Source organism: Arthrobacter sp. CAN_A212 (genome assembly GCF_015752345.1).
In the GTDB taxonomy this organism is placed as follows: Bacteria; Actinomycetota; Actinomycetes; order Actinomycetales; family Micrococcaceae; genus Arthrobacter_D.
The window spans coordinates 63,861-89,197 of the sequence record NZ_JADOUT010000008.1; the positions used below are offsets into that span (position 1 = coordinate 63,861).

Here is a 25,337-nt window from a genome sequence, read left to right on the forward strand (position 1 = left end):
ACCTACGTGTCAACGCGCTCCACTCGCTGGGGGCCTGCGTCCGCTGCACCCAGCCTAATGGAGTGTGGCAGCAACAAACGCGCTAGTCTGTGGGCTGTGCTGACTTTCTTTGAAGCCGTCAAGCGGGTGCTGGTGGGCAAACCGTTCCGCAACGACCGGCTGCGGCATCAGACCCTGCCCAAGCGGATCGCGATGCCGGTGTTCTCGGCCAATGCCCTGTCCTCCGTGGCCTACGCACCCGACGAAATCCTCCTCACCCTGGCTTTGGCAGGACTGGCGGCCGTATCGGTGTCCCCCTGGGTAGGTTTGGCCGTCCTGGTGGTGCTGCTGGTGGTGATCGCCTCCTATCGGCAAGCCGTCCACGCGTACCCCACCGGGGGCGGCGACTACGAGATTGCCCGCCGCAATCTGGGAAGTTCAGCCGGACTCACCGTGGCGTCGGCTCTGATGGTGGATTACGTGCTGACCGTCGCCGTCTCCGTGTCCGCCGCTGCCCACTACCTCATTGCCCTCGCCCCGGGATTGGCTGGTGGCCAGACGGTGATGGCGGTGGCTGGCGTCGTCGTCCTGGTGTTGCTGAACCTCCGCGGCGTGTCCCGGAACACCCTCGCCCTGGCCATCCCCACCTATGTCTTCCTGGCCGCGATCCTCGGCATGTGCGCGGTCGGCATCATCCAGCGCCTCAACGGGACGCTGGGGGAGGCGCCCAGCGCCAGGTTCGAAATCATCCCGGACCCCGCGCTCGACGCCGGACTGGTGGGCCTCGCGGGTGCGCTGCTGATTCTCCGGGCCTTCTCCGCCGGGGCGGCAGCCCTCACCGGTGTCGAGGTCCCCAGCGCCAACGTGCCAAGCTTCCAGGCTCCCCGCAGCCGCAACGCAGCGTCCAGCCTGCTCATTCTCGGCGTCGCTGCGTCGGCCATGATGGCCGGGGTGATCTACCTGGCCAACGCGGTGAAGGTGCACGTGGTGCAGAACCCGCAGGAGCAGCTGCTGCTGGACGGCAATCCCGTATCCGAGGACTACATCCAGAACCCGGTGGTGAGCCAGCTGGCCCGCACCATCTTCAGCGACGCGGCGATACCCTTCGTCCTGGTGGTGGGCGCCACCGCCCTCATCCTGGTCCTGGCCGGTCACGCCGCCTTCAACGGCTTTCCCGTCCTAGCCTCCATCCTCGCCAAGGACGGCTATCTGCCCCGCCAGCTACGCACCCGGGGGGACCGGCTCACCTTCAGCAACGGCATCCTCGCCCTCGGCGCTGGAGCCATTTTGCTGATCTTTGTCTTCCGGGCCGACGTCACCCAGCTGGTGCAGCTCTATATTGTCGGCGTGTTTGTGTCCTTCACCGCCAGCCAGGCCGCACTGATCAAGCACTGGACCCGCGAACTGCGCAGCACCGCAGACAAGAAGCGGCGGTGGCGGATGAAGAAGTCACGGGCCATCAACACGGTCGGTTTCGTGCTCACCGCCGCTGTGCTGGTGGTGGTCCTGGTGACCAAGTTCAAATACGGCGCCTGGGTGGCGGTGCTGGCAATGGTGGTCCTGTTCGCGCTCATGCACAGCATCAAGCGGCACTACGACCAGGTGGCGAACGAACTGGCCCTCGACGAATCCACCTTCTCCCGGGCGCTACCGTCCCGCGTCCACGCGGTCATCCTGGTCTCCCACGTCCGGAAGCCGGTGCTCCGGGCACTGGCGTTCGCCCGCGCGTCCCGGCCGTCCAGGCTGGACGCGATCGTGGTGGACGTGGACCCCGAAGAGACCGAGCGGACGCTGCGCGATTGGGACCGGTACGAAATTCCGGTGCCGATCACCGTCCTGGCGTCACCCTACCGGGACACCATCCTCCCGATCATGGAGTACATCAGGAGCATCCGCAGCGACTCCCCACGGGACCTGATTGTCGTGTACATCCCCGAATATGTCGTCGGCCGATGGTGGGAGCAGCTGGTCCACAACCAGACCGCCCTCCGCATCAAGACCCGGCTGCACTTCGAGCCGGGGGTTATGGTGGCAAGTGTCCCCTGGCAGCTCGCATCCTCCGACGCTGCAAAGAAATTTCAGGACCTGCAGTGACATTGTTTTAGCTTCACCTTTCGTTCCACAGAGCCGCAGCACTAGTTAAGGACCCACAGTGACAGACGAGCCGTCAGGCACCCTCGACCTCTCCATCGGCCCGGTGGCCCACGGTGGCCACTGCGTCGCGCGACATGAGGGCCGGGTCATCTTTGTGCGTCATGCCCTGCCCGGTGAGAGAGTGCGGGTCAGGCTCACGGAGCACGACGACGGCGCGAGCTTCTGGCGCGCGGACGTGGTCGAGGCGCTGGAGGCATCAGAGCACCGGGTCAACCATCCATGGCCCCTTGCCGATGCGTTGCTGGCCGCCCAACGGGGCGCGGCGCCCGTGGGCGGTGCCGAGTTTGGGCATATCGCCCTGCCCACCCAGCGCCAGCTCAAGGGGACGGTCGTCAGCGAGCAGCTCGCCCGGCTGGCGGGAGTGGAGCGGACGGTCGAGGTGGAACCGGTTCCGGGCGAATCCCCGGACGGCCTGAGGTGGCGCACCCGGGCAAGTTTTGCCGTGGCACCCGACGGGCATCTCGCCATGCATGCCCACCGCTCCAACGAACTGATCCCGGTAGCCGAGATGCCGCTCGCCATCGATGCGATCAACGAACTCCAGCTGTGGACCATCGACTTCACCGGCATCCAGCGGGTTGAGGTGGCGGTCGGCTCCGCGGGCGGGCCGCCCCTTGTGCTCCTGGTTCCCGCGCCGGGGGCACGGCGCAAACAGACCGCGGCCGTCGTTCACCAGTTCGACGGTCCCGCGGTCGCCTTCTGGGATCCCGAGAAGGGGACGGTGGAGCGGGTTCGGGGCAAGACCTGGCTCGCTGAGACGGTGCGGGATCAGACCTACCGGATTACGGGCGACGGGTTCTGGCAGATTCACCGGGGCGCACCGGATCTGCTGATGGGCGCTGTCCTGGATGGCCTGGCCATCCAGCCGGGGGAGCGGGCCGCCGATCTCTATGCGGGGGCGGGGCTCTTCACTGCGCCGATCGCCGATGCCGTCGGCGACACGGGCAGCGTCCTCGCGGTCGAGGGGGCGCCCGGCGCCTCCCGCGACGCCAAGCGAAACCTGCACGGCCGCACCCAGGTCGACATCGTGCAGGGCAAGGTGGACCGGGTGCTCCAGGAGCGGAAGCCTTCGCTCGATGTTGTGGTGCTGGATCCGCCGCGCGCCGGCGCGGGTCAGGCCGCCATCACCGAGGTGATTTCCGCCGGTCCGCGTGCAGTGGGTTACGTGTCCTGCGACCCGGCGTCGTTCGCCCGCGACGTCGGATACTTCCAGCAGGCCGGGTGGGAACTGGACACCCTCCGCGTGTTCGACCTGTACCCCCACACGCATCACCTGGAGTCCTTCGCAGTGCTCCGACCGACTGCCGGCTAGGTCCGACGGCGGGTCGGTCGCCCATCGGTGCTCCCGGCCGGTCCCCGGTCGCCACCGGGTCCGTGGCGTTTTGGCCACGGGCACGCTTGGCGGGGATCCCGCGTTAGAGTTAAAGACCCGCAGGTGGACGTCCGGCGGGATTGACCAACGCAAGGAGGCACCGATGGGACTCTTGGAAACCATCCGCCACCCCCAGGATCTCAGCCGGCTCACCGACGACCAGCTGATGCGCCTGACCGGGGAGATCCGTGACTTCCTGATCACCAACGTGTCCCGGACCGGAGGGCACCTCGGCCCCAACCTGGGAGTCGTCGAACTGACCCTCGGGATGCACCGGGTCTTCGATTCGCCGCGCGATGCGATGATCTTCGACACGGGACACCAGTCCTACGTGCACAAACTTCTCACCGGCCGCCAGGACTTCAGCACCCTCCGCCAGCAGGGCGGACTGTCCGGTTACCCGTCCCGCGCCGAATCCGAACACGACGTCGTCGAGAGCTCCCACGCGTCCTCGTCCCTGTCGTGGGCGGACGGCATCTCGCGCGCCCGGGTGCTCGCCGGTGAAGGCGACCGGTACACCGTGGTGCTGGTCGGCGACGGTGCCCTGACCGGTGGGATGGCCTGGGAGGCCATCAACAACATTGCCGCCGACAAGCGTCGCCGGGTGGTGATCGTTGTCAACGACAACGGCAGGTCCTACGCGCCGACCATCGGGGGAGTCGCCGACTACCTTGCCTCGCTGCGGCCAACCCTCGACACAGTCCGCACCCACCCCGTCTACGAGAGAACCCTCGACTGGTCGAAGCGGCGCCTCCAGAACGGCGGTCCCGTGGGCCGTTTCGCGTACAAGAGCCTGCATGCCACGAAAAAGGGCATCAAGGACTGGTGGGCACCCCAGGGGTTGTTCGAGGACCTTGGGATGAAATACGTCGGCCCGATCAACGGCCACGACCTGGCAGCCGTCGAGCACGCGCTGCACCAGGCCCGCAACTATGAGGGACCGGTGATCGTTCATGCGATGACCGAGAAGGGGTACGGCTACGCCCCGGCCCGCGCCCACGTCGACGACCAGTTCCACGCAGTGGGCATCATCGACCCCGAAACCGGTCAGCCCGTCGGTGCCGCCGGACCGCAGTCGTGGACCTCGGTTTTTGCCGACGAGATCACGGCCATCGCGGACGAGCGCAAGGACATCGTCGGGATCACCGGCGCCATGCTCATCCCCGTGGGCCTGCACAAGTTCGCGGAGAAGTACCCGGAACGGGTATTCGACGTCGGCATCGCCGAGCAGCACGCACTCACCAGCGCCGCCGGGATGGCGTTCGGCGGGTTGCACCCGGTGGTTGCGCTGTACGCAACCTTCCTGGGCCGGGGCTTCGACCAGCTCCTGATGGATGTGGCACTGCACAAGGCGGGCGTCACCGTGGTCCTGGACCGTTCGGGAGTCACCGGCCCCGACGGCGCGAGCCACCACGGGATGTGGGACATGGCCATGCTCCAGATCATTCCCGGGCTGCACCTGGCCGCCCCCCGAGACGCCACCCGGTTGCGTGAAGAGCTTCGGGAAGCGGTCGCCATCGGCGACGCCCCCAGCGTGGTCCGCTACTCCAAGGGCGCGGTGGGCGCCGAGGTACCGGCCATTGAGCGGCTCGACGACGGCGTCGAAGTGCTCCTTCGCCGCCCAGCCGGATCGAACAACAATGACGTCCTCATTGTCAGTGTCGGCGCGATGAGCGAGCTGGCCCTGGACGTCGCCAACCGGTTGGGTGCCCAGGGGATCAGTTCGACGGTCATCGATCCGCGGTGGGTCCTCCCCGTGCGCCGCTCGGTGATCGACATGGCCGCCGAGCACCGCATTGTCATCGTGATTGAGGACGGCGTCAGGGCGGGCGGCGTCGGGTCACGGATCCGGCAGGAAATGCGCGCCTGCGGTGTCGACACCGCACTGAATGAGGTAGGGCTTCCAGTGGAATTCCTCGACCACGGCACCCGCAGCGAGGTGCTCGAGCGCGTCGGACTGACCGCCCGCAAGGTGGCACAGGACGTCGTCGAACAGGTGCTGGGCACCCGGGTCCCCGTCGCACGCCCCCTCACCGGTCAGGATTCACCGGTGACCGGGCAGCTGCCCAAACTCTAAACCACCGAAAAGCTCAGTGTCAGAAACAGTCTGTGAGACAATGAACGTGGCTGGCAGGGGAACCACATTCCCCGGCCGGTCCAGTGACAGGCTTCCGGCTCTGCCGGCGACGCTTCCGCGTGCATCGTGAAAACATCCTGACGGATGGGGTGCCGGGAATCCGCTGTGCAGGCCAACCGTTGGGAAAGCAGCGGGTAAGGAAAAGCGCCACTGGTCTTCGAGTGATGCCGCACCCCACGGATGGTGCGACCTCGAAGCTCACTTAGACGACTTCCGGTAAGCGCGAGGCGCCAAGGTCCGCGAACAACCGACATACTGCCCCCGGGGGCGTCGGAATGTGGCCGACGCCGCAGGGGCGCTGGAGCAAAACACCATATGGATCATCAGCAGAACCCGACAGAGCAAAATCCGACAGACCCCGCGCAGGAACAGCTCGATGTTCCGGTGAAGAAGGCTCCAAGGACCCGCCGCAAGAAGGTGGAGCCCGCGGCCGAGACCCCGCAGGAGTCACTCACCGACCCTGCCGCCACCGACGCTGCATCCACTGAAACGGCGGCCGCCGACGTGCCAGCCGCACCGCGCCGTCGCGCCTCGCGCAGCCGCAAGGCAGCGACCAGCGATATCGTCCTCCCCGATGCACCGGCCACCCCGCCAACGGGTGCGACGACGCCGGACCCGGCAGCAGCCGATCCTGCAGGCCAGTCAGCAGCAGCTGATCCAGCCGACTCAACCGAAGCCGAGCCCAAGGCGAAGGCCCCGTCCCGGCGCCGTTCCACCCGCAAGGCTGACGCCACGAACACAGCACCCAGCGAGGACACAGCGAGCGGGGACGCCGAGGCGGCCGCGCCACCGGTGGATGCCGAGCTGACCCCGGTCAAAAAGGCCCCGCGCCGCCGGCTCACCGTGGCCCAGAAGAAGGCTGCGGCCGCGGAGGCTGCCGCTGCGGAGGGCACCCCAACCCAGGAAGCGGCGGGCCAGGGCACCTCCAACGGTGCCAGCGCGGGTACTGGTGGCGTTGCCGCCGACCAGGACGCTTCCCGCGAGGCCGTGCAGGACGCACGGGAAACCCCAGCCGCGCTCCAGGTGGCCGAAGCTTCCGAGGTCCCTCCGACCCTGTCGGCGGCCGACCCCTTTGCGATCCCCGCGTCGCTGTTTCACGCCCCCGATCTGCAGGCTGTTGCAGCCCCCGTCAGGAAGACCGCTGTCGCGGGGCCCTCCGCCGAGGACGACACCGCCGAGGACGATGAGGACGGTGACACCGAGACCGGTGGGCGCCGCCGTCGTCGCAACCGTCGCAGCCGGGGCAGGGGCCGCGCCGACCAGGACGCCGGCAGCAACGACAACGACCAGGCTGCCGATGGCGGCTCGGACAGTGACAGCGATGAGGGCGTGACCTCGCGTCGCCGCCGTCGCCGTCGCCGCGGAGACGAGGACCTCGAACTCACCGGCGGCCAGGATGACGACCCACCCAACACGGTGACCAGGGTGCGTGCACCCCGGCAGGCCCAGGAGACTGCACCCTCCAACAAGGTCACCAGCGTCAAGGGATCCACCCGGTTGGAGGCCAAAAAGCAGCGCCGGCGGGAATCCCGCGACACCGGGCGCCGTCGCCAGGTCATCACCGAGGCAGAATTCCTGGCACGCCGCGAATCGGTGGACCGGCAGATGATCGTCAGGCAGCGCGACGACAGGATCCAGATCGCCGTCCTCGAGGACGGATTGCTGGCAGAGCACTTCGTGTCCAAGACGCAGCAGGACTCCCTGATCGGCAACGTCTACCTGGGCAAGGTCCAGAACGTGCTGCCGAGCATGGAAGCAGCGTTCGTCGACATTGGCCGCGGCCGCAACGCCGTCCTGTACGCCGGCGAGGTCAACTGGGATGCCTCCCGTCTCGACGGCCAGCCCCGCCGGATCGAGCTCGCCCTGAAGTCCGGCGACACCGTTCTGGTGCAGGTGACCAAGGACCCGGTCGGCCACAAGGGTGCACGCCTGACCAGTCAGATCTCCCTGCCCGGGCGCTACCTGGTGTACGTCCCGGGCGGGTCCATGACGGGGATCTCCCGGAAGCTCCCCGACGTGGAACGCAACCGGCTCAAGCGCATCCTCAAGGATCGCCTGCCCGACAACGCCGGGGTGATCGTGCGCACCGCTGCGGAGGGTGCCAGCGAGGAAGAGCTGACCCATGACATCAACCGGCTGCGGTCGCAGTGGGAAAACATCGAAGCCAAGTCCGGCTCCACCAAGTCCCTGGCACCCGAGCTGCTGTACGGGGAACCTGACCTGACCATCAAGGTGGTCCGTGACGTCTTCAATGAGGACTTCTCCAAGCTGATCGTCTCCGGTGATGAGGCCTGGGACACCATCGAGGCCTACGTCATGTACGTGGCTCCCGACCTGGTCGGTCGTCTGGAGAAGTGGACCGGCAACGAGGACATCTTCCTCGCCAGCCGGATCGACGAACAGATCCACAAGGCCCTCGACCGGAAGGTGTTCCTCCCCTCCGGCGGCTCACTCGTGATTGACCGCACCGAGGCGATGACGGTTGTCGACGTCAACACCGGCAAGTTCACCGGCAGCGGTGGAAACCTCGAGGAGACCGTCACCAAGAACAACCTGGAGGCGGCGGAGGAAGTGGTCCGTCAGCTGCGCCTGCGCGACATTGGCGGGATTATTGTCATCGACTTCATCGACATGGTCCTGGAAGCCAACCGTGACCTGGTGCTGCGTCGGATGGTCGAGTGCCTGGGCCGCGACCGCACCAAGCACCAGGTTGCCGAGGTCACCTCGCTCGGTCTGGTCCAGATGACCCGGAAACGGATGGGGACCGGGCTGCTGGAGGTCTTCGGCGAGAACTGCGAGCACTGTGCTGGCCGCGGTGTCGTCACCCAGGACGAACCGGTGGAACACAAGCGGCATGCCGTCTCGCCGGACAACCATCAGCAGCACCTGCGGCAGGAGAAGGTTTCCCGGAGCGAACGCAAGCGCAACCGGAGCCGTTCCTCCTCGCCGGCCGATGAGGAGCAGCAGGCACCCGAGGCACCTCAGAACGACGCCGAGCGGCAGGCACGGGCCGAAGCGGCCCGGGTGGCCCTGGCGAGCATCGCTGCAGCCACTCACGCCGCCCACGAGGCCGAGGGCCACCCGGCGGCCGACGAGGCCGCCGAAGTGGTGCTCACCATCAACGGTGAGACGGTGAGCCTGCCCCGCGCGGAGAGCAGCGACGCCGAGGTGCAGGAAGCACGACGCCTGACCCTCGACAGCCTCACCCAGGCGTTCGACCGCAAGCCCGCTTCGGAACAGCCAGCCAACGAACGGCCTGCCAACGAACAGGAAGCCAACGACCGGCCTGCTGCGCAAGCACCGGTGCGTGCGGCGTCGGGTGGTGCAGGATCGTCCGGTTCCAGTCAGCAGTCGGTGAGCCCTCCAGAGCCTCCTCGCAGCCCGCGCCGTAACCGTCGGCGCGCCGGGAGCCCCCAGGGGACTGCAGCGACGTCCACCATCGAACGGAAGCAGTCCGGGGAGGAAGAGGCCGCCGAGAAGCCGGTGGCACGATTCGTGGCGACCGCAGTGGCACCCCGGAAGTCCCCGGCAGCAGCGCCAGCCAAGGATGAGCCGATGATCCTTGGGGTTGGGGTTCCCGCGTCCGAGTTGTAGCGGTGGGTTGCTCCCGCACCCCTGGTCCTCCCGTGGGAGGGCAAGGGGTGGGGGAGCAGACCCTCCCGGTTCGGAGGTTCCCGCGACTCGCCCACCCCCGGGAGGATTTGCAGGAAACCGCCGCTCTGGCGTAATCTTGATCTTCGGTGCGTTCGCCTTCTAACCGGTTATCCGGGGCGTCGATGCACAGCGTCAGCGGTGGGACCAATCAGTACGGTTTACCGGTGTAAGTACGCAAACAGTAGTTTTCCAAGCATAGTTGTCGAGAGAAGTGAGTTCCCAAGTGGTGTACGCGATTGTCCGCGCAGGCGGCCGGCAAGAAAAGGTTTCCGTGGGAGACCTCGTAACCCTTGACCGCGTCACCGGTAAGGCCGGCAGCAGCTTTCAGCTGCCCGCCCTCCTCCTGGTCGACGGCGACAAGGTAACCTCAGCAGCAGATGACCTGGCCAAGGTCGCCGTCACTGCCGAGATCATTGAGAATCTTCGTGGACCGAAGATTGTCATCCAGAAGTTCAAGAACAAGACCGGCTACAAGAAGCGCCAGGGTCACCGTTCGGAACTGACCCGCGTCAAGATCACAGGCATCAAGTAACCTCTTCGTTCTTTATCAAAAGGTAGGCAAAGCAGATGGCACATAAGAAGGGTGCGAGTTCCACTCGCAACGGTCGCGATTCAAACGCCCAGTACCTTGGCGTCAAGCGGTTCGGTGGACAGGTTGTCAAGGCTGGCGAGATCATCGTCCGCCAGCGTGGCACCCACTTCCACCCCGGCGCTGGCGTTGGCCGCGGCGGAGACGACACACTGTTTGCACTGGAGGCCGGCTCAGTAGAGTTCGGTAGCCGCCGTGGACGTCGCGTCGTCAACATCGTGGGCGCAGTCGCAGAGTAGTTTCTGCGCACCAAGCATTAGGCAGTGAGGTGGGGTGAGCCGATCCGGCTCGCCCCACTTTCTTTTTAAGCCGGGATCATCTCGGCATCAATCCAAAAATTCTGAAGGAGTTCAACGTGGCAAGCTTCGTTGACCGGGTGGTTCTGCATGTGTCGGGCGGTACCGGCGGTCATGGCTGCGTTTCCGTCAAGCGTGAAAAGTTCAAGCCGCTGGGCGGGCCTGATGGCGGCAACGGCGGCGACGGCGGCAGTGTGATCCTGCGCGTCGATTCGCAGACCACCACCCTCCTGGACTACCACCACGCCCCGCACCGTCACGCCACCAATGGCGGCAACGGGATGGGCGATTGGCGCGGCGGCAAGCAGGGCGAAACCCTGATCCTCCCAATGCCTGACGGGACGGTCATCAAGACCAAGGACGGCGAAGTGCTCGCCGACCTGGTCGGGGAAGGCGCCGAATTCGTCGCTGCCTCCGGTGGCCAGGGCGGCCTCGGCAATTCCTCGCTTTCCTCCCAGAAGCGCAAGGCTCCCGGCTTCGCACTGCTCGGTATTCCCGGTGACGCCCGCGACATTGTGCTCGAACTGAAGTCGATTGCCGATATCGCGCTGGTTGGTTTCCCCTCCGCAGGCAAGTCGAGCCTCGTCGCAGCCATGTCCGCGGCCCGCCCCAAGATCGCCGACTACCCCTTCACCACCCTGGTGCCGAACCTCGGTGTCGTCGAATCCGGCGACGTCCGCTACACGATCGCCGACGTGCCCGGCCTGATCGAGGGCGCCAGCGAAGGCAAGGGCCTTGGCCACAACTTCCTGCGCCACGTCGAGCGCTGCGCCGCGCTGGTCCACGTTCTGGACTGCGCCACCCTCGAGTCGGATCGCAACCCGCTGAATGACCTGGACATCATCGAACGCGAACTCGAGAAGTACGCGGTCGACATGAGCTTCGCGGGCCCCGACGGCGACGTCGTCCCGCTGAATCAGCGCCCCAAACTGATCGCCCTGAACAAGGTCGATGTCCCCGACGGCAAGGACATGGCGTCCTTCGTCCGGCCTGAGCTCGAAGCGCGCGGCTACCGCGTGTTCGAGGTGTCGGCGTCCAGCCACGAGGGGCTTCGGCAGCTGGGCTTCGCCATGGGCGAGATTGTGACCGCCGCCCGCGCGGAGCTCAAGGCCACCCCGCCGAAGATCACCCCGCCGGTCCTCCGCCCGCGCGCCGTCAACTCCCGCGGCTTCATCATCCGGAACGAGGAGAAGAACCTCCTTCCGCTGTTCCGCGTCATCGGCGAGAAGCCCGAACGCTGGGTCAAGCAGACCGACTTCAACAATGACGAAGCCGTTGGCTACCTGGCCGACCGGCTGGCAAAGCTCGGGGTCGAGGAACAGCTGTTCAAGAGTGGCGCCAAGCCTGGCGACACGGTGGTCATCGGCGAGGACGACGGCGTCGTCTTCGACTGGGAGCCAACCATGATGGGCGGCGCCGAGCTGCTCGCATCACCGCGTGGTACCGACATCCGCCTGGCGGAGTTTGTACGGCCCACCCGCGATGAGAAGCGCGAGGACTACCAGGACCGTAAAGACGCTCGCGCCGCGGCACGGGCGGACCTGGAGACCGAGCGAAAGGCCGGGATCTGGACCGAGTCGGTCAACTACAAGACCCGCACCGGCCCGGGAGCGGATCCGGACCAGCCGCAGGTCGATGAGCCGGCGCCAGCAGCGGATGACGAAAAAGCTGGACACTGAGGTGACCATGACCGCTAAACGTCCCCTGAAAACCCGTTCGGGCCTCGCGAAGGCGAAGCGGATTGTCGTCAAGGTGGGGTCATCATCGCTGACCTCCATCTCGGGCGGGCTGTCCGAGGAAGCCCTGGTGGGCCTCTCGAACGTCCTCGCCGCCCGGCGCAACGAGGGCACCGAGGTGATCCTGGTGTCCAGCGGTGCCATCGCCGCCGGCCTGGCCCCGCTCGGGTTGAAACGCCGGCCCAACCAGCTTTCCTCCCAGCAGGCCGCCGCGAGTGTTGGTCAGGGCCTGCTGATGGCCCGGTACACGGCTGCGTTCGGTGCGCACGGTGTCACGGTCAGCCAGGTGTTGCTCACCGCCGAGGACCTGATCCGCCGCGGCAACTATGCCAACGCGCACCGGGCCATGGAAAGGCTGCTGAATTTCGGCGTCGTCCCCATCGTCAACGAAAACGACACGGTCGCCAGCCATGAGATCCGGTTTGGTGACAACGACCGGCTGGCAGCCCTGGTGGCGCACCTGGTGAAGGCTGACGCGCTGGTGCTTCTTTCCGACGTCGACTCCCTGTACGACGGGCCGCCCAAGGACGGTGCCCAGCGAATCCCCGAGGTCAAGGGGCCGCAGGACCTTGTCGGCGTTGAAATCGGGCGCACCGGCAAAGCTGGAGTCGGTACCGGCGGCATGGTCACCAAAGTCGAGGCGGCGACCATCGCCGCGAGCTCCGGAATTCCGGCTCTGGTCACCTCAACCGACAACGCGGCTGCCGCGCTGGCGGGCGCCGACGTCGGCACCTGGTTCAGCACCAACGGCCGGCGCAAGCCGATCCGCCTCCTGTGGCTCGCCCACCTGGCAGACATCCGGGGCACCCTGACCCTCGACGACGGCGCCGCGAAGGCCATCGGGGAACGTCGGCGCTCCCTGCTGCCTGCCGGAATCGTCTCGGTCGGCGGAGACTTCGAAGCCGGTGACCCGGTGGCCATGCTGGACGCCCAGGGCGGCGTCGTCGCACACGGGCTGGTCAACTACAGCTCCTTCGAACTGCCCAGGATGCTGGGCCGGACGACCCGCGAGCTCTCCAAGGAACTGGGCCGCGAATATGAGCGTTCAGTCGTCCATGTCAACGACCTCGTGGTGCTTCGTTAGACTGGAGCAATGACTTCCGTGACCGAACAGCAGACAGATGTGACCACCGCGGTGCACGCCATCGCTGACCGCTCGCGAGCGGCGGCACGGCTGATAGCCGCCGCCAACCGGGCCGCCAAGGACCAGGCGCTGCTCGCCATAGGTGAGGCTCTGGTCGCCAACCGCGCCGGGATTCTCGCCGCCAACGCATTGGACGTCGAGGCAGGGCATGCGAACGGTATGTCGAAGGCGCTCCTTGACCGGCTCAGCCTCTCCGACGAACGCATTGAGGGTCTGGCGGCAGCCCTGAGGAACCTTGCGGGACTTCCCGATCCGGTGGGCTCACTGGAGCGCGGACAGACCCTGCCGAACGGCGTCCGGATGCGTCAGGTCCACGTACCCCTCGGCGTCGTCGCCGCGATCTATGAGGCCAGGCCCAATGTCACCGTCGACATCGCCGGGCTGGCGCTCAAGAGCGGCAACGCGGTGATCCTCCGTGGTGGCAGCGCCGCCGCGCACACCAACCTTGCGTTGTTGGACATCATCCGCGGCGCGCTGGTGGCCTCGGGTCTGCCTGCCGACGCCGTTCAGAGCGTCGACGAGTACGGACGGGAGGGTGCCAACGTCCTGATGAAGGCGCGTGGCCGGGTGGACGTACTGATTCCCCGGGGCGGCCATGACCTGATCCAGACGGTTGTCACCAACTCGGCGGTGCCGGTGATTGAGACCGGCGAAGGCAACGTGCACATTTACGTTGATCGCAGCGCCGATCCCACAATGGCCGTCGACATCCTCCTCAACGCGAAAACCCATCGGCCCAGTGTCTGCAACACGGTCGAGACCTTGCTGGTGCACCGCGACGCCGTCGCCACCGGCGACGTGCTGCGCGCACTGGTGGCGGCTGGCGTGCGCATCCACGCTGACCAGCGGACCCTCGACGCGCTGCCCGACGGCGTCCAGGCTGATCTGGCTACCGACGACGACTGGGCTCGAGAGTACATGGATCTGGACCTCGCGGTGGCGACAGTGGACTCGCTGGATGACGCCATGGCACACATCCGACGGTGGACCACCGGGCACACCGAAGCGATCGTCACCAACGACCTGGGCAACGCCGAGCAGTTCATAGCAGGCATCGACTCGGCAGCCGTGATTGTCAACGCCTCCACCCGGTTCACTGATGGTGCCGAGTTGGGGCTGGGCGCCGAGGTGGGAATCTCCACCCAAAAGATGCATGCCCGCGGACCCATGGGATTGCGCGAGCTGACCACCACCAAATGGATCCTTCAGGGTGACGGCCAGGTCCGGGCCTAGGACAGCACCCCGATGCGCGTAACATGGTAGGGAACCTATCCGCCGGTTTGTGCTGATCGGCCACGTACTACTCTGATTTCAAGGGGAGAATTTATGCTTTCTCAATTTCTCGATGCCGCAGTTGTCGCTGCCGAGACCGGCGAACATGCGGTACACGTCGAACTTCCGATGGATCCCGTGCTGTACGGGATCATCATCATGGGCGCGCTCGTGGCGCTGATGTTCATCACACTGGCTTTCACCAGCCTTGGGAACCGTCACGACGCCGTTGAGGAGCACGCTGACCCGCATAAGCAGCACCCCAACAAGCATGACCACGGCGAAGCCACGCGCCGCTAGTCCGGGACGTGAATCCAGCCGGTAGGGCACACGCGGACGGCCGCCCGTGGCGACTGGGGGTGATGGGCGGTACCTTCGACCCCATCCACCATGGGCACCTCGTCGCAGCCAGCGAGGTAGCTGCAGTATTCAACCTCGACGAGGTAGTGTTCGTGCCCACCGGGCAGCCGTGGCAGAAGGCTGAGCGCGCAGTCAGTGCAGCTGAGCACCGCTACCTGATGACGGTCGTGGCGACGGCGTCCAACCCCAGCTTCACGGTGAGCCGCGTAGACATCGACCGCCCCGGTCCCACCTACACCATCGATACGTTGCGCGATCTAAGGGCTGCGAGGCCCGAGGCCGAACTGTTCTTCATCACAGGGGCCGATGCCATGGCACAGATCCTTTCCTGGAAGAACGCTGATGAATTGTGGACCCTCGCCCATTTCGTGGGCGTCACCCGACCGGGCCACGAACTCGATGGGGGAGGCAGGGACGTGAGTCTGCTGGAAGTGCCAGCCATGGCCATTTCCTCAACTGATTGCCGGCTGCGGGTGGCGGCGGGGGATCCCGTCTGGTACCTGGTGCCCGACGGTGTGGTCCAGTACATTGCCAAGCACGGTCTGTACCGGGATGAGGCAGCGGCCGGGCAGCGCGTCGAACACCCCGTCCGGAACAACGAACTGAAATCTACTACTGGGTGAGAGACCAATGATCAACGGCAACGATTCCGCGAACGAGCGGAAACGACGGGATCTGCGCGAAACGAACGTCGACGTCGACCGTCCTGTGGCCGGTCTCGGACCGGTACGCGAGGGAGGCAGGCGGGATCGCCGTCGTCGCAGTGGCGAATCCTCCATCGGGGCACAGGAGCAGGTCGCCCTGTTGGAGGCCGGGGAGGACGAGCCGTTTGCTGTCGACCCGGAAATCCTGAAGCAGCAAAAAGCGCTTGCGGATCGCGCGGCAGCACTGAACACCCGTGCGCTTTCGGCGCAGCAGCCTTCCATTGAACAAACGCAGCACGCCCTGGTGGGACTCAGCTCCGAGCCGGGCCCCAACGACCCCACGGCTGCACATAACCTGTCGATTTTCTCGTCCGGAAGCTTCATCGCCCTGCCGGTCGCTGCTTTCCGACCACCGGGTGCGACGACGCCCGATCCACTGTCAATGACGACTACGGAACCCGTGAACGCCGCCCCGGAGCAGGCGGATCCCATCGGTGCGCGCACCGCGCACGGTCTCGAACCACTCGACGCCATGACGGCGGGGCTGGCGCGGGTCAAGCGCCTGCAGCTATTGCAATATTCGATTGTCAGTCTGGGCGCCCTGGCGCTGATCACCGGGGTCATCATGATCACCGGGGTCTTCAGTTGAACCTGACGGCTGACTACACACAAGGAGATACGTGAGCGCTAACGAAACGTCCATCGCAATTGCCCGGGCGGCTGCACATGCAGCCTCGGACAAAATTGGTCAGGACATTGTGGCTATTGACGTCAGCGAACGGCTGGCGATTACCGATGTATTCCTGGTTGCCTCGGCATCCAGCGAACGCCAGGTCAATTCGATTGTCGACGGCATCGAAGAGGAACTGGCAAAGCGGGATCTCAAGCCCGTCCGCCGGGAAGGACGCAGTGAGGGTCGCTGGGTCCTGCTGGATTACCTGGATGTCGTAATTCACGTCCAGCACGAAGAGGACCGCGTCTTCTATGCGCTGGAGCGTCTGTGGGGGGACTGCCCGGTCATCGACCTGCAACTGGAGGACGCACCCGCAGCATCGACGTCGTCAGCACCTGCCCCAGCACCAGCACCAGCATTGGCCAACGACGCCGTTGCCCCTGACGCCACTGCCCCTGACGCCGAGTGAAGTTCAACGCCGCCGGATCGGTAGGTGCACGAAGGATTATTTTCTGGCGGCACGGGCGGACCGAGTGGAATGCCCGGGGCTTGTTCCAGGGGCAGGAAGACATCTCCCTCGACGAACTGGGTGAACAGCAGGCGCGGGAGGCCGCGGCTGAACTGGTGCATCTGGCACCCTCGCGGATCTATTCTTCCGACCTTGCCCGGACCGTTGCCACAGCGAATGAGCTGTCCTCGTTGACCGGCGTCGGCGTGGAGTTGGATACGCGGCTGCGGGAGACCTATGCGGGGCAGTGGCAGGGGTTGGCCTTCGCGGAGATTGCCTCACAGTTCCCGGCCGATCACGCCGCCTGGCATGGCGGGGATCCAACGATGCTTGCGGGTGGGGGAGAGAGCCGTCTCGACGTGGGACGTCGGATGGCGGAAGGTACGCTCGACGCTGTGTCGGGCCTGGGTGCCGGGCAGACCCTGGTGGTGGCGAGTCATGGCGGATCGATCCGGGCGGGGCTTGCTGCGCTGATGGGCTTACCACCGGAGCTCTGGGCGTCGCTGTCAGGAGTCTCAAACTGTCACTGGTCGGTTCTCGAGGAGCTGGATCACGGTCCGCGAGCCCGAAACAAGTGGCAGCTGACCGAGCACAATGTGGGTTTGTCTTCGATGCCGTCTACCCCGCTGGAAGGTTAGCTGCCCGCCCTGATCGGTCAGAAACCGGCCGATTTTGCAGGGGGCCGATTGTTGACTAAACTGAACAAGTTGCTTCAGCCGGTTCGGCGGGGTGACACCAAGGAATTGGGGCTATGGCGCAGCTGGTAGCGCACCTGCATGGCATGCAGGGGGTCAGGGGTTCGAATCCCCTTAGCTCCACCAAAGATCCGCTAGAACAATGGCTTGTAGTCGTTGATCCAGCGGATTTTTCTTTGCCCGATACCCCTAACCCTGCTTTGAGGTCCTTTTCGAACGGGTAGTATCCATGTCCACTTCGTAATGTGTGAGTGCAGGCGCCCCGCTGTATATTTTGGGAGGGACTTCCTGAATGGGTGCTAGCCCGAGGTTTTCATGGCGGGTCTGTGGGGCTGGCGTGTTAATCAGGGAAAGGGTGCTCTGAGCTGGGAAAATAGTGGTTGTCGAGACCGTTATTCGCCGAGCGAGGGAGCACCCTTTCGATGCAAAAGTCTATCGCTGTTTTTCCGTCCATGCCGGTCAGTTTCACCGGCCAGTCGCTGATCTCCCACGCCGGGGTTTCGGTGGTCACTGGCTTCATGGACGCCCTGGGATTCGGCAGACTCTGCGAAGACAGACTCGGACAGTTTGTCCCTTCCGGCGCGAAGCACCGGCCCGGGCGGCTGGTGGGGTCCCTCGCGGCGATGCTCACCGCGGGAGGTGAACACGCCTCGGACCTGGACATCCTGCGTTCCTCACCCGGGGTCTTCGGCCAACTGCCCTCGAACGCGACCGTCTCTAGGTTCTTCGAACGCACCGTGGTGAACCCCGAGCTGTTCAGCTACGGATTCGAGACCCTCACCAGGGAGCTGCGCACCCGGGCCTGGAACGCCGCCGGGAACCGGAACCCGGCACTGACCGCGACGGCCGCGGATCCGCTGATCATCGACCTCGACGCGACCCTGGTGACCTCACACTCCGATAAGGAAAACGTCGCCGGGACCTACAAGGGCGGCTACGGATTCGCACCGTTCATCGCCAGCGTCGACTACGGGACCGGTAAGGGTTCCGGGGAAATCCTCGCGGCCGTGCTGCGGCCAGGGAGCGCCGGAGCGAACAGCGCCGAGGACCACATCCGCGTCTTCCACACCGCCGCAGCCCAACTCCCCGACAGCTTCTACGACGAAACCGGGGCACTGGCCGGGGAAAAAGTCCTGGTCCGCACCGACAGCGCCGGGGCCTCACGGAAATTCCTGTGGCACCTGCACAGCCTCGGCGTGCAGTTCACCACCAGTTACACCCTGCCGTTCGGCAAAGCCCACATGGTCGACTGGATCAGCGACAAGGAGTATTGGCAGCCGGCCCTGGACCAGTCCGGAAACGACCGGACCGACGCGTGGGTCATCAACACCACCGACGTCATCCCCCTCACCGATTACCCGCCTGGCACGAAACTGTTCCTGCGCGCCGAGCCGCTCCACCCCGGGGCGCAGCCGACCCTGCTCGATGTTGACGGGCACCGGATCACTGCGTTCCTGACCAACTCACCGCGCTGGCACGGACCGTTCCTGGACGCCAGACACCGCGCCCGCGGCCGCTGCGAGAACCGGATCAAAACCCTGAAAAACACTGGCCTGGGCAAACTGCCATTCTTCGACTTCGCCGCGAACCAGGCCTGGGCCAACATCGCAGCGCTGGCCTTCAATCTCGTCTCCTGGATCCAGCTCGCCGCCCTCCCGGACGACCACCGGGCCAAAGCCTGGGACATCAAACGCTGGCGCTACCGGCTCTTCGCCACCGCAGGGAAAATCATCACCCGCGCCCGCCGCCATCAACTCCTGCTCCCCGAATCAGCCCCGGAAAAAGACCTCATGAAACTCCTCCTGGAAAACACCGCCCGCCTCGCCAAAGGCCTCGTCCCTTCCACCGGCTGACCAACGCCACTCATCCCATCCCAACCAACAGCACGATCACCGGAAGTGGAACCGGCGCCAAACCCAGGCGAACCAACGGGCCCCATCAACTTGCCCGGAAACAGAAAACAACTGCGAAGCGACCGCGGCCACGAATCCGCGCAAGTCACCGGGCATCATGAAAAATCAAGGCTAGAACTTCTTCGAGTACCGGAACATGAACGCGGCCATCGCGTCTCGGTTTACCGGGGTCAGCGCCCGGTAGGTCTTGGTTCCGTTATTCTCGGTCCAGCCGGTACTAATTCCGGTGGAGGCCAGCCATGCCATCTCTTTGTAGAACTGCTGGGTCGCGGAAACGTCGGCGAATGGTGACTGAGCCGGCGGAGCGAAGGCGGGGCTCCCGGCCATCCGGTACATGAACGCAGCCATTGCATCCCGGTTCACGGGCGTCAGGGCGCGGTAGGTTTTGGTGCCGTTATTCTCGGTCCAGCCGGAGCTGATGCCGGTTGAGGCAAGCCAGGACATTTCCGTGTAGAACTGCTGGTTCGTGGAGAAATCGGCGAACGGTGACTTGGCCGGGGGAGTGTAAGCCGGGCTGTTCGCCATCCGGTACATGAACGCTGCCATCGCATCCCGGTTGACGGAGGTCAGCGGCCGGTAGGTTTTCGAGCCGTCCTTCTCCGTCCAACCGGTGGAGATCCGCTCGGTCGCCATCCATGACATTTCCTTATGGAACTGAGTGCCGGAGGGAACATCCTTGAAGGTTCCTGGCGAGAATGGGGTTGCGACGGACTTCACGGCCGCCGTGGCATCCACAAGCCCCGTCCCGCAGCCGCCGAAGCAGTTGCCCGGCAACGGCCGGACCGTCTTCTTGAGGTTCTCTTCGATCTGCGCCGGGGTCAGGGCCTTGTTGGCGGAGAGCATGAGCGCAGCTGCACCGGCCACATGGGGTGTGGCCATGGAGGTGCCCTGCAGATAGCTGTAGCCCTGGGTACCCGGCCGGTAGTAGCCCTGGTTGAACGTGGCCAGGATGCCGCCTTCGATGCCGCGACTCATGTCCCCGCCGGGTGCGCTGACATCAACTTCGGGCCCATAGCTCGAATAGGGTGCCTGGTCACCGTTGCGATTTGTCGCTCCGACTGTGACGACGTTCTGGCAATCCGCAGGGGAGGTGTTGGCGACTGGCCGGGCGGAGTTGCCGGCGGCAGCAATGACGACGGCGCCGCGGCTGACTGCGAAGTTAATTGCATCCTGGTAGGTCCGCCCGCAGGACGCATCGGTGCCCAGGCTCAGGTTGATCACCTTGGCGGGGGTCGCGTTGTTTGGGATCCCGGCGATCGTGCCGCCCGCCGCCCAGACGATGCCCGGGGCGATGTCGGAGGTCCAGCCACCGCAGATGCCCATCACGCGGATGTGTTGCACCTTTGCCTTGTAGGCGACCCCGGCAATGCCAGTGGTGTTGTTGCCTGCGGCGGCGACGGTTCCGGCAACGTGGGTGCCATGCCAAGACGAGGTGTTGCTGCCGCAGGCATCACCGGTGTCGCTGGGATCTGAGTCGCGCCCGCCGCCGTCGCCGCTGACAGCAGGGTCGGCGATGAAATCCCAGCCAGGAACAGTGTTGGCTGCCAGATCGGTGTGCAAAGTGCTGCCGGTGTCGATGACCGCGACGGTGACGCCAGCTCCGGTTGAGGAGTTCCAGGCGTCTTGGACGCGCATTCCACCTTTGGCCTCATGTAGGTTCCACTGCAGCGGGTACATCTGGTCGTTCGGAACCGCCGCTGGGGTGGCGAACTGGTCGACCTCGGCGTACTCCACGTCGGGGCGCGCTTCGAGAGTCGCAAGGACGTCCTCGACTTGCTTCTCAGTGAGGTCCTTGTCCGCTTCGAGTACGACGGCCCCATCGCCGGTGGTCCGCAGCTCCTCGACGGCGGACCCCAGAACTTCTGTGCTGTCGTAGGCCATCTCACGAGCGGCCGCGCTGGTCTGGGCCCGATCGGTGAATTTCACAATGAACCGGTCGGGCCGGTCCGTTACGGTCGAGGGCGGCAGCTCGATGGCCGGCATCCGGAAAAGCGGATCTTCAGGATCTGCCGCAGCGGGGGCGGCGCCCAGCGACCCGAGCAGCAAGGCCGCGATGGACAGAGATGTCACAGACTTCAGCAGGTAACGGAAAGCAACGGTCATTGGTGTTCCTTGAGGCAAAGCCGCAGCGACACCAGGTAACCCCGTCAGCCACTCCAACGTGAGAGATGAATGCTCGCAGGGGTGAGGAAGACGACGATGGCTCCCCACATCGAACTGTATCGGCACGAGACGGCGATTGGTAGGGTCTGGCCGGCCGGGTAAGGGGAGTGTTACCGTGGGGAAGTGCCCGGAACGCTCATCTTTCTGAAAGCCACAGCGCCACTTTTTGTCTCGATCAGATGTGACGACGATGCATGACTAGTCACCTGCAGAAGTCAATGGCCGATCCGGCGTCGCCAGTCTTTGGCGCGGCGTCTGTTGTCGCCATGGGTGGGCTAACGCTTGTCGACCCCACCAAGCTGGACGATCGGGACCGCCGCACGATGCGTGTGGCATCAGCGGTTGTGTCGGGCCTTTACGCAGGCGTCACGATCGGCGGCAAGCAGCTACCTCTGAGGGTCCTGGCCGGCCTCGCCGCAGGTGTTGCCACGCTTCGCTTGGCTACCGTCAGCGAGTCAATCGACTTACGACTGGAGAGGAAACTTCGCCAGTTTGGAGTTCAGCACCCGCGACCATGGATGGCCGTGGGTACGGCAGTGTTCATCTTCGCCGGATATCTCGCGGACCGTGCCGCAGCCAAGCACGAACGCCGTCTTGAAGAGCACGCCGAACCGGAGAGCGACGTCGTCGTCGATCATCCCGATGGGACAGCCACCCTGACTTAGGAGGCCGGCTCCGAGTCGTGTTTCGGCCGGTGGCCGGCGATTGCGGCGCGCAGGTCTCCTTCTTCGTGACCACCCTTGTTCTTGCCGAACGGCAGCGCTTTGATCAGCGGGTGCACGATGGCCATCACCATGAGGCCCCAGATGAGTCCGAGGACCGCTGAGCACAGGGTGTTCACCAGCCAAGCCAGGAAACCGCCGACGACGGCGATGCCGGCGAAGGGTGCCTCGAGGACGTGCACCAGGTCGTAGGGGGCGTGCCAGCCGAGATCGTAGGCACCCTGCAACATGATGTGACCACCAACCCACAGCATGGCGACGGTCCCGATCAGGGTGATCGTGGCAAGCACCGACGGCATGCCTTTGACGAGCATCTCGCCGAAACGCTTGGACCCTTCGGAGTCCTTGGTGGTCAGGTGCAGGCCAATGTCGTCCATCTTGACGATCAGCGCGACCGCTCCGTACACGATGACGGTGATGGCGATCGCGACGACCACCAGGATGATCGCTCGGGCCCAGATCGATTCATCGGCCACCTCGTTCATGGAGATCACCATGATCTCGCACGACAGGATGAAGTCAGTGGTGATGGCCCCTTTGGTGACCTTCGCCTCCGCCTCGGGACCTCGGTCGACAGCAGGAGCCTTCTCGACCGCGTGCTGGCCGCGAAGCTTGTGCCAGACCTTCTCCGCGCCTTCGTAGCAAAGGTAAGTGCCGCCAGCCATGAGGATGAACGGGATAATCCAAGGGATGAAGGCGCTGATGAGCAGCAGCGCGGGGAGGATGATCAACAGCTTGTTCCGCAGGGAGCCCCAGAAGATTCGCTTGATCATCGGCAGCTCGCGGGACGGATCGGCCCCGGACATGTACTGCGGGGTCACGGCAGCGTCGTCGATCACTACGCCCGCGGCTTTTGCCCCCGCTTTGGCGGCGCCGGCCGCGACATCATCCACTGAGGCAGCTGCAATGCGGGCCAGAGCCGCGACATCATCCAGCAGCGCGACAAGACCGCCGCTCACAGATTGCCCTCACGCTGGGTTGTGGGGGAAGGCAGCGGGCGGGAGCCATAAATGAGGCTGGTGATCGGCATTCACCGATTATATGACCTTGCGACCCAATCGATGACTACCCGACAGTTATAGTCATCAGTTTTACGACCCCTATTGTGGCGCGGCTTGAATTGGCGGCGGAGCAAAAGACCCCAACAGGTGTTACACGATTCTCCAGCGAATTCGGATGAGCTCCAGGGCGCCGAGACCCCGGACGAGTAGGTCGACCAGGCCACCCCGCTAAAGCCTAGGTTTTTCGCTTGATACAGTGCGGTGTCGGCCCGGGGGACTCTGGGCCAAGACGACTCCGTGGGCCAGCATCAGCACCATCATCCGGAGAGGCCCGGGAACGGCAGAGAGCGCCAGCGGAGCCGCACTCCATCGTTGGCGTGTTCCGACCGCCGTGACCGGGCGACAATGACACGGTAGCCCGATGGCCAGCCTGGGGCGGTGAGGATGGCGAAGATCCATCAACCGGAGTTGGGGGTGACGGCCTAGGTTCCCGGAAGGTCGACCCAGACGGCTCTCGACGAATCCTACTGCGGCCGCGGGGAGCGATGGGCGGAGGAGGGTTCGGATTGCGGGTTCCCCCTGTCCGTCCATATCCTGTCATTGTCCTCAGACAGGCGGGGCCCGGATCACCCTGCGCGGGTGATCCGGTACTGGAAGCGGAGAGGGACAGTGTGGGTAGGAGGCGCCAGCAACGGATCGAGTCAGTATGAACGCGTGACCAGGTGAGGAACTCGTCGGCGAGCCAGGTTTCCCAGCTATCAGTATGCCTATCCCACCCGACCGGTGAGCTGGTTTCGACGCGGTGGGACGCTTAGCACCGGAACGGTCAATCCCTGTCGCCGTTTGCGGTGGGCTTCACCGTCACTCTGGGCGCAATTGTCGCGGTCGGTCTGATGCTGTCGCTGGTGGCGATGTCGTCAGGGGCATTCACCGTCTTTGCTGCGCTGGTCATCGCGCTGGCCCTCCTTGCGGTGGTGGAAGTGGTCCAGGCTTACCCGCACCACACTCTGGCCCTGACGTCGAAGGTACTCCGCCAGCGCATCGGCAAACGTGGTCTTGCCCGCACCGTCCACCCCATCGATCCCCACCAGGGTTCGCCGGGGGCCAGCCGACGGCGTAATGGCTGCGGCGATCCTGGAAAACGCTGTCGCGGTGGGGCCTACTCCCACCGTTCAACCGTGGTCGCGCGGGGGATAAGCACTGGTTTCAGGAGCACCGATTCGGTCTCCTCACCGTTGATCCGCCGTTGCAGCGCGGCGAAGCTGAGTTGCCCCATCTCGGTGAGCGCCGAGCGGACAGAGGTCAATGGAACCGGCAGGTTGGCGGCCAGATCGACGTCGTTGTAGCCCACCAACGCCACATCCTCGCGGAGTTGTTTCCCGACGGCGCGAATGGCACCCATGGCGCCGACAGCTGTCAGGTCGTCCACGGCGAAGATTGCCGACGGCGGGTGCGGAAGGCTCATGAGTTGGTCGCCGGCGAGCCGCCCCGCCCGGGCCCCGAAACCGGAGTTCACCACGTAGTGGTCATTGATCGGGTACCCGGCAGCCTCGAAAGCGGTCCGGAAGCCCTGGGTCCGTTGCAAGCCGGTGCTCGCCAGCAGGTCACCGGCGATCACTCCCACCCGTTGGTGCCCCAGCGACAGCAGATGTTCGGCTGCCAGACGGCCGCCGAGTTGATCGTCGGTGGTCACCGACAAATGGCCCTCGAGTTTACGCATCACCAGGACGTACGGCACGCCGCGCTGCTGCAACTCGAAGGCAGCGGTGTCTCCGATGTGTGAGTCGCCGATGATCACGCCGTCGAGCCGGCGGGAGAGCAGGGCATCCAGCCGGCTGCGTCGACGAGCCGGATCGTCAAGAGTGTTGGAGACGACGGTGGTGTACCCGGCAGTGCCTGCAGCGGCGTCAATGCTTTCGTAGATGGTGGCCAGGACCAGGTCGGTCAGGCGGGGTACCAGCACCCCGATGAGGCGAGAATTTCCGGTGCGGAGTGCTGCTGCCCCGACATCCCGGTGGTATCCGAGCATCGCTGCCAACTCCCGGACCCGGCGGACGGTGTCTGTTCCCACCCCGGAGGGATCCTCGCTCAGGGCGCGCGAAACGGTTGATACGTGCACCTGGGCATGCCGGGCAACGGTCGCCAGCGTTACCGGTCTTTGGCGCTGTGCGCCCGTTGGATCAGAAATAGCCCTGCCCCTTCCATTCCTTCAGCGAAGTCTACGCCCCCCCGCACCGTCATGCCTGCAATGGTTTGCGTGAATTGTCCTCGGCGATAGGCGCGAAGAGTGAAGGGTGAAGAGTTAATTCCCGCGAAACCTTGACG

20 protein-coding genes and 1 tRNA gene are annotated in these 25,337 nt (G+C 65.2%); 17 read left to right on the forward strand and 4 right to left on the reverse strand.

What is annotated here, in order from left to right; all coding sequences use genetic code 11:
- Positions 1-96: 96 nt before the first annotated feature.
- The 16 genes from IWX64_RS08195 to IWX64_RS08270 all read left to right on the forward strand — a co-directional run bounded on the left by IWX64_RS08195 (position 97) and on the right by IWX64_RS08270 (position 19,066).
- Entirely contained in the window at positions 97-2,073 is a 1,977-nt protein-coding gene (locus tag IWX64_RS08195) for an APC family permease (RefSeq protein ID WP_196866647.1), read from the forward strand.
- A gap of 58 nt (positions 2,074-2,131) precedes the next feature.
- Entirely contained in the window at positions 2,132-3,445 is a 1,314-nt protein-coding gene (locus IWX64_RS08200; protein ID WP_196866648.1) for a class I SAM-dependent RNA methyltransferase, read from the forward strand.
- A 163-nt stretch (positions 3,446-3,608) separates the two neighbouring features.
- On the forward strand, positions 3,609-5,582 hold the full coding sequence (gene dxs, locus IWX64_RS08205; RefSeq protein ID WP_196866649.1) for a 1-deoxy-D-xylulose-5-phosphate synthase: 1,974 nt from the start codon (positions 3,609-3,611) through the stop codon (positions 5,580-5,582).
- A gap of 375 nt (positions 5,583-5,957) precedes the next feature.
- The gene (locus IWX64_RS08210) at positions 5,958-9,236 is read left to right on the forward strand and encodes an Rne/Rng family ribonuclease (protein ID WP_196866650.1); all 3,279 of its coding nucleotides are present in this window, start codon (positions 5,958-5,960) and stop codon (positions 9,234-9,236) included.
- A 283-nt stretch (positions 9,237-9,519) separates the two neighbouring features.
- Complete coding sequence (gene rplU, locus IWX64_RS08215) at positions 9,520-9,828, forward strand: 50S ribosomal protein L21 (protein ID WP_019482657.1); 309 nt, start codon at positions 9,520-9,522, stop codon at positions 9,826-9,828.
- Between the two features lie 35 nt (positions 9,829-9,863).
- Positions 9,864-10,124 carry a 50S ribosomal protein L27 gene (rpmA, locus tag IWX64_RS08220; protein WP_081743419.1) on the forward strand — a complete coding sequence of 87 codons (261 nt, stop codon included), beginning with the start codon at positions 9,864-9,866 and terminating at the stop codon, positions 10,122-10,124.
- Positions 10,125-10,240: 116 nt separating this feature from the next.
- Complete coding sequence (obgE, locus tag IWX64_RS08225) at positions 10,241-11,860, forward strand: GTPase ObgE (protein WP_312884023.1); 1,620 nt, start codon at positions 10,241-10,243, stop codon at positions 11,858-11,860.
- Positions 11,861-11,867: 7 nt separating this feature from the next.
- Positions 11,868-13,001: a glutamate 5-kinase gene (gene proB / locus IWX64_RS08230; RefSeq protein WP_196866651.1), complete on the forward strand. Its 1,134-nt coding sequence runs from the start codon at positions 11,868-11,870 to the stop codon at positions 12,999-13,001.
- 9 nt (positions 13,002-13,010) lie between these two features.
- Positions 13,011-14,294 (forward strand): glutamate-5-semialdehyde dehydrogenase, encoded by a 1,284-nt coding sequence (locus tag IWX64_RS08235; RefSeq protein ID WP_196866652.1) that lies wholly within the window; start codon positions 13,011-13,013, stop codon positions 14,292-14,294.
- A gap of 93 nt (positions 14,295-14,387) precedes the next feature.
- On the forward strand, positions 14,388-14,633 hold the full coding sequence (locus tag IWX64_RS08240) for a hypothetical protein (RefSeq protein WP_196866653.1): 246 nt from the start codon (positions 14,388-14,390) through the stop codon (positions 14,631-14,633).
- 59 nt (positions 14,634-14,692) lie between these two features.
- Entirely contained in the window at positions 14,693-15,316 is a 624-nt protein-coding gene (gene nadD / locus IWX64_RS08245; protein WP_312884101.1) for a nicotinate-nucleotide adenylyltransferase, read from the forward strand.
- Between the two features lie 7 nt (positions 15,317-15,323).
- Positions 15,324-15,986, forward strand: a complete 663-nt coding sequence (locus IWX64_RS08250) for a hypothetical protein (protein WP_196866654.1) — start codon at positions 15,324-15,326, stop codon at positions 15,984-15,986.
- A gap of 31 nt (positions 15,987-16,017) precedes the next feature.
- A complete protein-coding gene (gene rsfS / locus IWX64_RS08255; protein ID WP_334683214.1) occupies positions 16,018-16,479 on the forward strand; it encodes a ribosome silencing factor in 462 nt (153 codons plus the stop codon).
- Complete coding sequence (locus IWX64_RS08260) at positions 16,476-17,156, forward strand: histidine phosphatase family protein (RefSeq protein WP_196866655.1); 681 nt, start codon at positions 16,476-16,478, stop codon at positions 17,154-17,156. The genes rsfS and IWX64_RS08260 overlap by 4 nt, the downstream gene beginning before the upstream one ends.
- A gap of 107 nt (positions 17,157-17,263) precedes the next feature.
- Positions 17,264-17,339, forward strand: a tRNA-Ala gene (locus tag IWX64_RS08265).
- A 296-nt stretch (positions 17,340-17,635) separates the two neighbouring features.
- Positions 17,636-19,066, forward strand: a complete 1,431-nt coding sequence (locus IWX64_RS08270; protein WP_196866656.1) for an IS1380 family transposase — start codon at positions 17,636-17,638, stop codon at positions 19,064-19,066.
- Between the two features lie 171 nt (positions 19,067-19,237).
- On the opposite strand, the gene IWX64_RS08275 is transcribed toward IWX64_RS08270, so the two are convergent.
- On the reverse strand, positions 19,238-21,229 hold the full coding sequence (locus tag IWX64_RS08275) for a S8 family peptidase (protein WP_245345678.1): 1,992 nt from the start codon (positions 21,227-21,229) through the stop codon (positions 19,238-19,240).
- Positions 21,230-21,483: 254 nt separating this feature from the next.
- On the opposite strand from IWX64_RS08275, the gene IWX64_RS08280 reads away from it, so the two are divergent.
- Entirely contained in the window at positions 21,484-21,954 is a 471-nt protein-coding gene (locus IWX64_RS08280; protein WP_196866657.1) for a hypothetical protein, read from the forward strand.
- Here IWX64_RS08280 and IWX64_RS08285 read toward each other — a convergent pair.
- The 3 genes from IWX64_RS08285 to IWX64_RS08295 all read right to left on the reverse strand — a co-directional run bounded on the left by IWX64_RS08285 (position 21,951) and on the right by IWX64_RS08295 (position 25,200).
- Entirely contained in the window at positions 21,951-22,970 is a 1,020-nt protein-coding gene (locus IWX64_RS08285; protein ID WP_196866658.1) for a DUF808 domain-containing protein, read from the reverse strand. The genes IWX64_RS08280 and IWX64_RS08285 overlap by 4 nt on opposite strands.
- Before the next feature lie 959 nt (positions 22,971-23,929).
- Positions 23,930-24,181, reverse strand: a complete 252-nt coding sequence (locus IWX64_RS08290) for a zeta toxin family protein (RefSeq protein WP_196866659.1) — start codon at positions 24,179-24,181, stop codon at positions 23,930-23,932.
- The gene (locus IWX64_RS08295) at positions 24,172-25,200 is read right to left on the reverse strand and encodes a LacI family DNA-binding transcriptional regulator (protein WP_334683220.1); all 1,029 of its coding nucleotides are present in this window, start codon (positions 25,198-25,200) and stop codon (positions 24,172-24,174) included. The genes IWX64_RS08290 and IWX64_RS08295 overlap by 10 nt, the downstream gene beginning before the upstream one ends.
- Positions 25,201-25,337: the final 137 nt, after the last annotated feature.